At 73.4% G+C, this 12530-nt stretch carries 9 protein-coding genes; 2 read left to right on the top strand and 7 right to left on the bottom strand.

Features of this window, described 5'->3' with window-relative positions:
• Nucleotides 1-53 precede the first annotated feature (53 nt).
• The 6 genes from ABTW87_RS27445 to ABTW87_RS27420 all read right to left on the bottom strand — a co-directional run bounded on the left by ABTW87_RS27445 (nucleotide 54) and on the right by ABTW87_RS27420 (nucleotide 6757).
• A complete protein-coding gene (locus ABTW87_RS27445) occupies nucleotides 54-593 on the bottom strand; it encodes an SRPBCC family protein (RefSeq protein ID WP_350654013.1) in 540 nt (179 codons plus the stop codon).
• 3 nt (nucleotides 594-596) lie between these two features.
• Nucleotides 597-2468, bottom strand: coding sequence for a DNA primase (gene dnaG, locus ABTW87_RS27440; protein ID WP_350654012.1), 1872 nt, complete (start codon nucleotides 2466-2468; stop codon nucleotides 597-599).
• An 88-nt stretch (nucleotides 2469-2556) separates the two neighbouring features.
• The gene (locus ABTW87_RS27435; protein WP_350654011.1) at nucleotides 2557-4191 is read right to left on the bottom strand and encodes a BCCT family transporter; all 1635 of its coding nucleotides are present in this window, start codon (nucleotides 4189-4191) and stop codon (nucleotides 2557-2559) included.
• A 103-nt stretch (nucleotides 4192-4294) separates the two neighbouring features.
• A complete protein-coding gene (locus tag ABTW87_RS27430; protein ID WP_350654010.1) occupies nucleotides 4295-5131 on the bottom strand; it encodes a siderophore-interacting protein in 837 nt (278 codons plus the stop codon).
• Between the two features lie 10 nt (nucleotides 5132-5141).
• A complete protein-coding gene (locus tag ABTW87_RS27425) occupies nucleotides 5142-6407 on the bottom strand; it encodes a deoxyguanosinetriphosphate triphosphohydrolase (RefSeq protein WP_350654009.1) in 1266 nt (421 codons plus the stop codon).
• The gene (locus ABTW87_RS27420) at nucleotides 6404-6757 is read right to left on the bottom strand and encodes a VOC family protein (RefSeq protein ID WP_350654008.1); all 354 of its coding nucleotides are present in this window, start codon (nucleotides 6755-6757) and stop codon (nucleotides 6404-6406) included. Before ABTW87_RS27420 ends, ABTW87_RS27425 begins: the two co-directional genes overlap by 4 nt.
• A 180-nt stretch (nucleotides 6758-6937) precedes the next feature.
• Between ABTW87_RS27420 and ABTW87_RS27415 the strand changes: the two genes are divergently transcribed.
• The gene (locus tag ABTW87_RS27415; protein ID WP_350654007.1) at nucleotides 6938-7420 is read left to right on the top strand and encodes a roadblock/LC7 domain-containing protein; all 483 of its coding nucleotides are present in this window, start codon (nucleotides 6938-6940) and stop codon (nucleotides 7418-7420) included.
• Between the two features lie 49 nt (nucleotides 7421-7469).
• On the opposite strand, the gene ppdK is transcribed toward ABTW87_RS27415, so the two are convergent.
• Nucleotides 7470-10178: a pyruvate, phosphate dikinase gene (ppdK, locus tag ABTW87_RS27410; RefSeq protein ID WP_350654005.1), complete on the bottom strand. Its 2709-nt coding sequence runs from the start codon at nucleotides 10176-10178 to the stop codon at nucleotides 7470-7472.
• A 313-nt stretch (nucleotides 10179-10491) separates the two neighbouring features.
• Between ppdK and ABTW87_RS27405 the strand changes: the two genes are divergently transcribed.
• Nucleotides 10492-12267 (top strand): beta-N-acetylhexosaminidase, encoded by a 1776-nt coding sequence (locus ABTW87_RS27405; RefSeq protein WP_502891657.1) that lies wholly within the window; start codon nucleotides 10492-10494, stop codon nucleotides 12265-12267.
• Nucleotides 12268-12530: the final 263 nt, after the last annotated feature.

The raw sequence follows: 12530 nt of genomic DNA, 5'->3' as shown, positions 1-12530 counted from the left end.
ACCGCCGCCCGGGCGGTCAAGGCCCCCTGCCGGCGGCACGGGGCGAGCGCCGGTCAGTCGGTCGCGTCCGGGGCGGTCGCGGCGCGGGCCGCCGCCACCAGCCGGTCGGCCTCGGCCAGCACCTCCGCGTCGTCGGCGGGGGTGCCCGGGTCGAACCGGACCGTCCAGGTCAGACCGTCGACCCCGGCCACCCGCCGGCCGACCACGCGGCCCGCTCCGCCGGGCACCGGGTGGATTTGGGTGTACGCCACCGAACGGGTGACCCGGGCCCGTACCTGGTGCGGCAGGTCACCCGGGTCGAGCAGCAGGTACGTCTCCGCCGGGCGATCGGCGACCACCAGGTAGCCGTCGCGCTCGGCGACCTGCTCGGCGGGTGTGACGGTCAGCTCGCGGCCGGACCAGACCGCCTTGAGGATGTCGTGCCAGCCGAGGCGGTGCGCCCGGCCCGGCAGCCAGAGGCCGAGGTTGGTGGCGACCAGCACGCCGTCGCCCTCGCCGTTGCCGGCGGCGGCCCAGGCGAGGACCCGCTCGTCGGCGGCGAGCGGCGGGCGGTCGGCGGCCGGCAGCTTCGGCCGGCGGCGGAACAGTGCCATCCTCTACAGCCCTCCCGCGGCCTGTTCGCGCAACGCCCGGGCATGCTGCTCGAGCGACAGCAGCTCGCCGAAGGCGGCGAAGTACTCGTCCTTGTTGCTGACCGGGTTGATCCGCTGGATCTTCGACTTCAGGTCCCGGATGCGGCCGGTCACCGACCCCCACTGCAAGCGGGCCATCGTCACCGAGACGTAGCGGGGATCCGGCTCGCCGTCGATGCGCAGCGGCTCGACCGCCAGTTCGCCGACGAGCGCCTTGGCGGCCAGGTCGTCGCAGGCGTCGCGGACCGACTCGATCCACACCGCGCCCCCGGTGGCCGCCGTCACCCCGCCGGCCGCGGCCACCGCCGCCCGGACCGCGACGTGCACCGGGTGGCGGTACTCCGACGCCTCGACGGCGTCGAACATCGGCCCGGCGAGCACGGGCACCTGCAGGGCCAGCTTCAACGCCTCCCGCTCGACCATCGACTGCGGGCTGTCCACCTGCGCCTCGGCCGGAGCGGGACGCGGCGCGGCATCGGGCCCGCGGCCGGAGGCCGGGGCGTGGGCGGCGGCCAGCACGGCCCGCTGCACCGGCTCGATCTCCATTCCGAGGTCACCGGCGAGCTTGCGGACGTACTCGGGGCGCTTCTCCCGATCCTTGATCTTGGCGACCAGTGGCGCCGCCCGGCGCATCGCCTCCACCCGGCCGTCGACGGTGTCCAGGTCGTACCGGCTGATCACGTGCCGCAGCGCGAAGTCGACGAGCGGCTCGCGGCGGGCGACCAGATCGCGTACCGCGAGGTCGCCCTTGGCGAGGCGCAGCTCGCACGGGTCCATGTTGTCGGGGCTGACCGCGATGAACGTACGCCCGACGAAGCGCTGGTCGTCGTCGAAGGCGCGCAGCGCCGCCTTCTGCCCGGCCGCGTCCCCGTCGAAGGTGAAGATGATCTCCCCGGCGACCGCGTCGGTGTCGAGCAGCAGCCGGCGCAGCACGCCGATGTGGTCGGCGCCGAACGCGGTGCCGCAGGTCGCCACGGCGGTCGGCACCCCGGCGAGGTGACAGGCCATCACGTCGGTGTAGCCCTCGACCACGACCACCTTGCCCTGCTTGGCGATCTCCCGCTTGGCCTGGTCGATGCCGTAGAGGACGTGCGACTTCTTGTAGATCGGCGTCTCGGGTGTGTTCAGGTACTTCGGGCCGTCGTCGTCGTCGAAGAGCTTCCGGGCCCCGAAGCCGATGACGTCGCCGGTCAGGTCACGGATGGGCCAGAGCAGCCGGCGCCGGAACCGGTCGATGAGGCTGCCCGAGCGGGCCGGCCGGGACAACCCGGCGGTGACCAGCTCGTCGTGGGTGAAGCCCTGCTGGCGCAGGTGCTTCGTGAGCAGGTCCCACCCGTCGGGGGCGAAGCCGCAGCCGTACCGCTCGGCGGCGGCCCGGTCGAAGCCGCGCCGGGCCAGGAACTCGCGGGCCGGCCGGGCCCCGGACGTGGTGAGCTGCGCCCGGTAGAACTCGACGGCGGCGGCGTGCGCGGCGACCAGCCGCTGCTTCTGCCCCTGCTGCGGGCGGGAGCGCGGCGCGGCTTGGTCGCTCTCCACGTACCGCAGTTGAAGGCCGGCGCGGGCGGCCAGCCGCTCGACGGCCTCGACGAAGCTGAGGTGCTCGGCGTCCATCAGGAACTTGATCGCGTCGCCGCCGGCGCCGCAGCCGAAGCAGTACCAGACGTTGCGGGCGGGCGAGACGTTGAACGACGGGCTCTTCTCGTCGTGGAACGGGCAGAGGCCCTTCAGGTTGCCGCCGCCCGCGGACCGCAGGGTGACCGTCTCGGAGATGATGTCCGCGATCGAGGTGCGCTCGCGGACCAGCGCGATGTCCTCGTCCCGGATCCGCCCCGCCATGGCCGCCACCTCCTCGGCCTACATCCTGCCCTGCCCGACCGACGTTGCGGCGGCGGGGGGACGTGCGGTGGCGCGGGCCGCGGCCGGCTCAGCGGGGCCGGCGGCGCAGATAACGGGTGACCGGCGGCGGATCCTCCTCCTGGTACGAGCGGGCGGCCCGGACCGCGGCGGCCAGCCCGTACCGCTTGCCGGGCGCTGCCGGGCGGACCGCCGGATCCTGCGACAACTCCTTGACCAGCGCGGCGGCCAGGCCGAGCATCACCACCACGAACGGCAGCGCGACCATGATCGTGGCCTGCTGGAGCGCGTCCAGGCCGCCGGCGAGCAGCAGCACCGCCGCGGTCGCGCCGATCAGCACACCCCAGGTGACCACGAGCACCCGGTGCGGACGCAACGCGCCCCGCGCGGTGAGCGAACCGAGCACCAGCGAGGCGGAGTCCGCGCTGGTGACGAAGTACAGCGCCACCAGCAGCATGGCCAGCCAGCTGGTCAGCACGGCCAGCGGCAGCGCCTCGAGCAGCCCGAACAGGGCCCGCTCGGTGCCGGCCGTCGCGTCGGCCACCAGGTCGCGGGTGCCGGTGGCCTGCGTACGCAGCGCGCTGCCGCCCATCACCGCGAACCAGATCGCGCTGGCCCCGCTGGGCACCAGCAGCACGCCGACCAGGAACTGCCGCACCGTACGTCCCCGGGAGATGCGGGCGATGAAGGTGCCGACGAACGGCGCCCAGGAGATCCACCACGCCCAGTAGAAGATCGTCCACGAGCCCAGCCAGGCCGGGTCGGAGAAGGCCCCGGTACGGGTCGACATGAAGATCAGGTTGCTGAGGTAGTCGCCGACCGAGGCGGGCAGCACCTCCAGCGTGTAGACCGTCGGCCCGACCACGAAGACGAACAGCATCAGCAGCACCGCCAGCACGACGTTCGTGGTGGACAGCCACTTGATGCCCCGGTGCAGCCCGGAGAAGGCCGAGACGACGAAGGCCAGGGTCAGCGCGCCGATCACCACCAGTTCCACCGTTGTGGTGTCGGGCACCCCGGCGACCAGGTCCAGGCCGGCGGCGATCTGGAGCGCACCCAGACCGAGGCTGGTCGCCGAGCCGAAGACGGTGGCGAAGACCGCCAACAGGTCGATCACCCGGCCCGCCGGGCCGTCCGCGTGCGCACCGAGCAACGGCTGGAACGCGGCCGAGATCCGGTTCTCCCGCCCCTTGCGGAACGTCGAGTAGGCCAACGCGAGCGCGACCACCGCATAGATCGCCCACGGGTGCAGCGTCCAGTGGAACAGGGTGAACTGCATGGCGGCCGAGGCGGCGGCACCGGTCTGCGGTTCCACGCCGGCGGCCGGTGGCGGGGTCGCGTAGTGCTGGATCGGCTCCGCGACGGCGAAGAACACCAGACCGATGCCCATGCCGGCGCTGAACATCATGGCGACCCAGGCCAGCGTGCTGAACTCGGGCTGGTCGGAGTCGGCGCCCAGCCGGATCGCGCCGAACCGGGACAGCGCCAGCACCACGGCGAGCACCAGGAAGGCGTCGGCCGCGACCACGAAGAACCAGCCGAACGTGTCGATGGCCCAGGCCAGCCCCGACTCACCGACGGCGGCCAGCGACTCCCGGGCGAGGACGCCCCAGGCCACCACGGCGAGGACGCCCGCCACGGCGAGCGTCAGCACGACCCGGTCCACGCTGCCGGCCGCGCTCCGCCCCTGCACCTGCTCGCCCATGGCCACCCCCTGCCCATCCTGCTGGTCGGGCCGGCCACGCACGGTCGAAATCGACCGACCGGACCGTCCGCCTCGGGACCGGCGGCCGGCGGGGGCGGTGAGGTCAGGCGGTGAGGGCGGTCGCCTCCTCGACCTCGACCTGGCGGTTCCAGTCCGGCTTGCTGGCCCGCCAGCCCTCGTCGTCCATGCCGCGCCGCCAGTAGCCGGAGATGGAGAGGCGCTCGCGGGGGATGGCCCGCTCGACGCGCAGCAGCCGGCGCAGTTCCTTGACGAAGGTCGCCTCGCCATGGACGAAGGCCTGCACGTCCCCGGCCGGGAAGTCCAGGGCCCGGACGGCCGCCACGAGCGCCTCCCCGACCGGCCGGTCGCCGCGGTGCAGCCAGGTCAGCTTCACGTCGCCGGGGCTGGGCAGGGGCTGCTCCTCGGCGGGGCCACTGGTCTCGACGACGACGGTGGCCGGCGCGCCGACCGGCAGCCGTTCGAGCGCGGCGGCGATCGCCGGCAGCGCGCTCTCGTCGCCGACCAGCAGGTGCCAGTCCGCCTCCGGGCTCGGGGCGTACGCCCCGCCCGGGCCGACGAAGCGCACCGGGTCGCCGGGGCGCAGCGCGGCCGCCCACGGCCCGGCCAGCCCCTCGTCACCGTGGTGCACGACGTCGACGGTCAGCTCGCCGGCGCGCGGATCGAAGGCCCGCACGGTGTACGCGCGCAGCCGCGGCCAGTGTGCGGGCGGCAGGTCCCGACGGATCGCCGCCAGGTCCATCGGCTCGGGGTACGCCACGCCCGGCACCGGGAAGACGATCTTGATGTAGTGGTCGGTGAACTCGCCCACCGGCAGGCCGGCCAACTCGTCGCCGCCGAGCACCAGCCGCACGACGTGCGGGGTGGGTCGCCCGGTCCGGACGACCCGCGCGGATGTGACAGTCCTCGGGCGCTCCGTCATGCTGGTTAGGCTAGCCTAAGTTGCGGACTCCGCCCACCGCCGGGGTGGCCCCGACCAGACGGGCGTGCCAGTCCACCGCCCCCGGGTCGGTCAGCGACGCGACCTGGTCGACGACCACCCGCAGCCGGGCCACGTCGTCGGCCGCCGACCGCCACAGCGGGGCGAAGACGGCGTCCAGCGCCTCCGGCGCCCGGTCGGTCAGGGCGGCGACCAGTTCGGCGAGGATCCGCCGCTGCCGCTCGTAGCGCTCCGCGGAGCCGGGGCGGCGCATCACGTACCGCAGGGCGATGCCCTTCAAAAGCGCGCACCGGGCGCGGACCGCGCGCGGCACGACCAGGTCGGCGGCGTACCGGCGGTGCGGGCCCGGCCCGAAGCCGTCCTGGGTGGCCGCCACGGCCGCCGACACGAACCGCCCGGTCAGCACGCTTGTGGTCGCCTTCAGGGCCGCCTGCGCCCGGTGGCTGCCGTCGTACCCGGCCAGCGGCGCGAGCACCGGGTCGGCCAGCAGGTCCACCAGCACCTCCGCGAGGTCCGCCGGTGACTCGCCCGAGTACGTCGCGGCCACGTCGGCGCAGAGGGCCGCCCGCTCGTCCGCGTCCACAAGCAGCGGGCGAAGCGTCAGGTAACCGCCGTGGATGCCGTCCTCCACGTCGTGCACCGAGTACGCGACGTCGTCGGCCCAGTCCATCACCTGCGCCTCCAGGCAGCGCCGACGGTCCGGTGCGCCGGCCCGGAGCCAGTCGAAGACGGGGCGGTCGTCGGCGTACACGCCGAACTTCCGCTCACCCGGCCGGCGGGGCCACGGGTACTTGCTGACCGCGTCCAACGCGGCCCGGGTGAGATTCAGCCCGGCGGAGGCCCCGTCCGGCCCGATGACCTTTGCCTCCAGCCGGGTCAGCACGCGCAGCGTCTGCGCGTTGCCCTCGAAGCCGCCGCACGGCGCGGCGAGGGCGTCCAGCGCGTCCTCGCCATTGTGCCCGAACGGCGGGTGCCCCAGGTCGTGGGCGAGGCCGGCGGTGTCCACCACGTCCGGGTCGCAACCGAGCCGCGCACCCATCTCCCGGGCGATCTGGGCGACCTCCAGGGAGTGCGTCAACCGGGTCCGGAGGAAGTCGTCGGTCCCGGCCGTGTGCACCTGGGTCTTCGCGGCGAGCCGCCGGAACGCCGCCGAGTGCAGCACCCGGGCCCGGTCCCGTTCGTACGCCGACCGGCCGTACCCGCTGTCCTTCGGGGGCTCGTCCACCCACCGCCGCTCGTCCGGATCCGGTCGGCTCACCCGGAACGCTGCCGCAGGACGCAGAACTCGTTGCCCTCCGGGTCCGCCAGCACCGTCCACCCGACGTCGCCCTGGCCGACGTCCACGTGCCGGGCGCCCATGTCCACCAGCCGCTCGACCTCCGCCTCCTGGTCCTCCGGGCGCAGGTCGATGTGCAACCGGTTCTTGCCCTCCTTGCCGCCGGTCACCGGCACGAAGACGATGCCGGGCAACCGGTCGGGCGCCTGCCGGATCTCCACCTCGTCCGGCTTCTCCGTCACGACCTGGTAACCCAGCGCCTCGGCCCACCAGTGGGCCAGCCGCGACGGATCACGGGCATCGACGGTCAGGCTCTCCCAGGCGCTGCTCATCCCGACAGATTACGCCCGAACACGCCCGGCGGCGCGCCTGCGACGGCCCGCGGAGCCGGCCGCAACCCCCGTTCAGACAGGAGTTGCCGGACGATCGCGGACGGTCACCGGGGTCGCGGGTTGCGGCGGGCCGGCGGTAACGTTCCCGATGCGCACGGTCACCGTACGGAGAGGATACTCGTGAACGTCGACACGATCGTGGATTCGGAGTTGCTGCGCCTGCGACGGCGCCGTCCGGAGGTGGCCGGCGCGGTGTTGTCCGGCACCGACGGCATGGTCATCGGCAGCGACCTGCCCGGCACGGACGCGCTCCACCTCGCGGCGCTCGCGGCGGCCGGCTACGGGGTGGCGAGCCGGGTGGCGGCCACCGCGCGCCGGGGCGCGTTCCGGGAAGCGGTGGTCCGCACCGCGACCGGCACGGTCGTCACCTACCAGGCCGGCCGGGACGCGCTGCTCACACTTGTCGCCGACAGCACCGACGACCTGGAAGGGCTGCACGCCGAGGCGCGGGCGGTGGCCGACCGGGCCGGCTCCGCACTGGACGCCCGGCCCCGGCCCACGACGCTTGAGCCGGCCGCGCCGCCGGCGTACCACGCGCCGACGACCACGCTGCCGCGCCGGACGGCCCACCGCACCACCTGGCGCCGCCCGCCGATCCGCTGAAACGGCAGCGGCGGCGGGCCCGCTCGGGTCCGCCGCCGCACCTCCGCCGTCAGCGGCTGTCCGAGCCGGTGGTCTCCACCGCCGCGCGACCCGCCTCGAGCCGGGCGACCGGCACGCGGAACGGCGAGCAGGAGACGTAGTCCAGGCCCACCTCGTGGAAGAAGTGCACGGAATCCGGGTCACCGCCGTGCTCGCCGCAGACACCGAGCTTCAACTCCGGCCGGGCCGCGCGGCCCTCCTCGGCGGCGATGCGCACCAACCGGCCCACGCCCTCCCGGTCGATCGACTCGAACGGCGAGATGCCGAAGATGCCCAGCTCCAGGTAGCGCCAGAAGAAGGCACCCTCCACGTCGTCCCGGGAGAAGCCCCAGCCCATCTGGGTCAGGTCGTTCGTGCCGAAGGAGAAGAACTGTGCCGCCTCGGCGATCTGGCCGGCGGTCAGCGCCGCCCGGGGCACCTCGATCATCGTGCCGATCAGCACCTCGACGCCGCTGTCCCCGACCACCTCGGCGATGATCTTCTCGGCCTCGGCGCGTACCGTCTCCAGTTCCTGCACCGCGCCGACCAGCGGGACCATGATCTCCGGACCGGCCGACCCGCCGCCCCGGGTGACCGCGACGGCGGCCTCGGCGATCGCGCGTACCTGCATGGCGAACAGGCCGGGGATGACCAGGCCGAGCCGGACGCCGCGGAGGCCGAGCATCGGGTTCTCCTCGTGCATCCGCCGGACCGCGGCGAGCAGCGCCTCCTCCTTGGCCACGTCCTCGCCGCGCTCCTGCGCGACGGCCACGTTCACCGCCAGCTGCTCCAGCGGAGGCAGGAACTCGTGCAGCGGCGGGTCGATCAGCCGCACGGTCACCGGCAGGCCGTCCATCTCGCGGAAGATCTCGATGAAGTCCTCCCGCTGCAGCGGCAGCAGCGCGGCGAGCGCGTCCTGCCGTTCGGCGTCGGTGGCCGAGAGGATCAGCCGCTCGACCAGCTCGCGGCGTTCGCCGAGGAACATGTGCTCGGTGCGGCACAGGCCGATGCCCTGGGCGCCGAACCGCCGCGCGCGCGCGGCGTCCGCGCCGGTGTCGGCGTTCGTCCGCACCGCCAGCCGCCGTCGGGCGTCGGCGTGCGTCATGATCCGGTGTACGGCCTTCACCAGCGCGTCGTCGGTCTGCTCCGGGTCCAGCTCGCCCTCGAAGTACTGCACCACCTCCGACGGCATGACCGGCACCTCGCCCAGGTAGACCTTGCCGGTGGTGCCGTCGATGGAGATGACGTCGCCCTCGTTGACGGCCCGCCCGGCCACGGTGAACTTCTTCGCCGGGATGTTGACGTCGAGCTCGTCGGCGCCGGAGACACAGGTCTTGCCCATGCCGCGGGCGACCACGGCGGCGTGGCTGGTCTTGCCGCCACGCGAGGTGAGGATGCCCTGCGCGGCGATCATCCCGTTGAGGTCGTCGGGGTTGGTCTCCCGGCGGACCAGGATCACCGCCTCGCCCTCACCGGCCAGCTCCACGGCCCGGGCGGAGGTGAAGACGACCTTGCCGACGGCCGCGCCCGGCGACGCGCCGATGCCCTTGGCGACCGGGGTGAACTCGTGGTCCAGCTTGAAGCGCGGGAACATCAGCTGCGCGAGCTGGGCGCCGTTGACCCGGTGCAGCGCCTCGTCCAGGTCGATCAGGCCCTCGTCGACGAGCTGCCCGGCGATGACGAACGCCGCCGCGGCGGTGCGCTTGCCGACCCGGGTCTGGAGCATCCAGAGCTTGCCGCGCTCGATGGTGAACTCGATGTCGCAGAGGTCCTTGTAGTGCCCCTCCAGGCGGGCCATGTAGTCGAGCAGCTCGTCGTAGGACTTCTTGTCGATCCGCTCCAGCTCCTGCAGCGGCACCGTGTTGCGGATGCCGGCGACCACGTCCTCGCCCTGGGCGTTGGCCAGGTAGTCACCGTAGATGCCCTGGGCGCCGCTGGCCGGGTCGCGGGTGAAGGCGACGCCGGTGCCGGAGTCCGGCCCGAGGTTGCCGAAGACCATGGTCACCACGTTCACCGCGGTGCCCAGGTCGGCCGGGATCCGCTCCTGCCGGCGGTAGATGATCGCCCGCTCGGCGTTCCACGACTCGAAGACCGCCTTGATCGCGAGGTCGAGCTGCTCGCGCGGGTCCTGCGGGAACTCCCGTCCGGTGTGCTTGCTGAAGATCTTCTTGTACGCGTCCACCAGGGCGCGCAGGTCGTCCGCGTCCAGGTCCAGGTCGTTGGTGGTGCCCTTGGCGCGCTTGGCCTCGTCCAGGGCGTGCTCGAACTCCTCACCCGGCACGTCGCAGACGGTCTTGCCGAACATCTGGATCAGCCGACGGTAGGAGTCCCAGGCGAACCGGTCGTTGCCGCCGGCCTGCGCGCTGAGGCCGACCACGCTGTCGTCGTTGAGGCCGACGTTGAGGACGGTCTCCATCATGCCGGGCATCGAGAACTTGGCGCCCGAGCGTACCGAGACCAGCAGCGGGTCCCGCGGGTCGCCGAGCTTGCGGCCCATCGCCCGTTCCAGCCCACCGAGGTGAGCGCTGATCTGCTCGGCGAGTCCGGCCGGCTCCGCACCCGTGGTGAGGTACGCCTTGCACGCCTCCGTCGTGATCGTGAAACCGGGCGGCACCGGCAGGCCGATGTTGGTCATCTCGGCCAGATTGGCGCCCTTGCCCCCGAGCAGGTCCTTCTGGTCCTTGTTGCCCTCGGCGAAGTCGTAGACGTACTTGTGATCGACCGTCTCTTGCGCTGCCACCAGAGCCTCCCACGCGCGCCGGATTGACACTTAACGAAGGTTCAGCTGCCACATACCCCGGGGCCGACCACCGGTAATCCCTGGGCACATGCCGATCGGTGGGCGAAGGTTAAGCGAACATCGAGTGGCCTGGGACCGTTCGGTGACAATAGGCACAGCTATCACGACTATCCGCGTTCGCACCGGTTTTTGGGAACGCTTCCATGCGCACGATCACGCAATTGCCCGACCCCCCGTACTCTTGGCGCACCGGAATTCGCTGAACCTGACTTTTGCCATAACCGCCGCGAATACACCCCTCGGAGCCGTACCCGTGTCGCCCACCGCCACTCCCCACCAGCCGGAGTCCCGGCCCGGCACGTCACCCGCACCTGAGCAGGTCGCGTCCGTGGGCGCAGCGGCCCCGGCGGCCGCCGAGCCGGCCACGGCTGTTCCGGCGGACGAGCCCGCGGCCGCCCTCGCGGCGGACGAGCCGGCGGCCGGCGAGCTGGCGCGGCTGGCCGCCCTGGCGGCCGGCACCCGACTGGCGCCCGCGCCGGTCCGGCTGGGTGCCGTGGTGCCCGCCCCCGAGCAGGTCCTCCCGGAACCCGACGACGACTTCACCCTGCCGGCGGACGCGGCGATCCGGGTCAGCGCCGATCCCGCCGCGCGGGCCGTCGCCGAGCTGCTCGCCGAGCTGCTCCGGCCGGCAACCGGGTACCCGTTGCCGGTCGTCGACGCGGCCCGGCCCGAACCCGCCGGGGGCATCGCGCTCGTGCTCGACGACGACCCGGCGCTCGGCCCCGAGGGCTACCGGCTCGACGTCACGCCCGCCGGGATCCGGATCGGCGCCGCCACCCCGGCCGGGCTCCACCACGGCACGCAGACGCTGCGGCAGCTCTTCCCCGCCGAAATCGAAAGCACCGCACCGGTCACCAGCCGCTGGACGCTGCCCGGCGGGTCGATCACCGACCGCCCGCGCTTCGCGTACCGGGGCGCCATGCTCGACGTCGCCCGCCACTTCTTCGGGGTCGAGGACGTGCTGCGGGTCATCGACCACCTCGCCCGGTACAAACTCAACCACCTGCACCTGCACCTCACCGACGACCAGGGCTGGCGGATCGCGGTGGACTCCTGGCCCCGGCTGACCACGGTCGGCGGGACCACGGCGGTCGGCGGGAGCCCCGGCGGCTGGTACACCCCGGACGACTACCGGCGGATCGTCGCGTACGCGGCCGACCGGCACATCACCGTCGTACCGGAGATCGACCTGCCCGGGCACACCAACGCCGCGCTCACCGCGTACCCGGAACTGGCCCCGGACGGCGTCGCACCGCCGCCGTACACCGGCACCGAGGTCGGCTTCAGCTACGTCGACCCGGCCAACGAGCGGACGTACGACTTCGTCACCGACGTGCTCGGGGAGGTCGCCGCCCGCACCCCGGGCCCGTGGCTGCACGTGGGCGGTGACGAGGCGTTCAAGGTGAAGGGGGCCGCGTACACCGGTTTCGTCGAGCGGGTGCAGCGGATCGTCGCCGGGCTCGGTAAGCGCGTGGTGGGTTGGCACCAGCTGGCCCCGGCCGCCCACACCGACGGGCGCGTGCTGCAGTGGTGGGGCACCGACGGCGCGGATCCGGTGACCGCGGACGCGGTCCGCCGGGGTGCGCGGCTGATCCTCTCCCCCGGCAACCACGCGTACCTGGACATGAAGTACGCCCCGGACACCCCGATCGGGCACGACTGGGCCGGCCTGATCGACGTGCGGCGGGCGTACGACTGGGACCCCGGGACGCACGTGACGGACGTGCCGGCGGAGGCGGTGCTCGGTGTGGAGGCCCCGCTCTGGACCGAGTCGGTCACGTCGCTGGCGGACATCGAGTACCTGCTCCTGCCGCGGCTGCCCGCCATCGCGGAGCTGGGCTGGTCGCCACGGGCCACGCACAACTGGGCCGCGTTCCGCGAGCGCCTCGCCGGGCACGGGCCGCGCTGGACGGCGGCGGGCATCCGGTTCCACCGCGCCCCGGAGATCCCCTGGCCAGCGTCGCCAGCCGCGGTTCCCGCCCCGCGTACGGAGGCCGACACCGCCGGGAGCACGACCACCTCCGGCTGACGGCGCAACACGGCCGCGGAGCCGGCGGTGCCCGCTGGCTGGCGCTCGACTGGACTCCGGTACCGGCGTGTCCGGGTGTCGCCGTGCGTCGAGACCCCGATGTCCCGACTGCCGAGTCGATCTCCGGTTGAGGCGGGTGTGTGGTTCTCGGGTGGCCGGGCTGGGCGTGGTGTCCGGTTTGGGGCCGGGTGTCGGGTGGTCGGCGCCACCCTGGCGGCGGAATGGGTGGGTGGGCCGGGTCGTTGTACATGGCGTGACCGCAG

Source organism: Micromonospora sp. NPDC126480 (assembly GCF_040302465.1).
Classification (GTDB): Bacteria; Actinomycetota; Actinomycetes; order Mycobacteriales; family Micromonosporaceae; genus Micromonospora.
The sequence above is the reverse complement of the archived record's forward strand: the minus strand, read 5'-3'. Positions and strand labels throughout refer to the sequence as shown.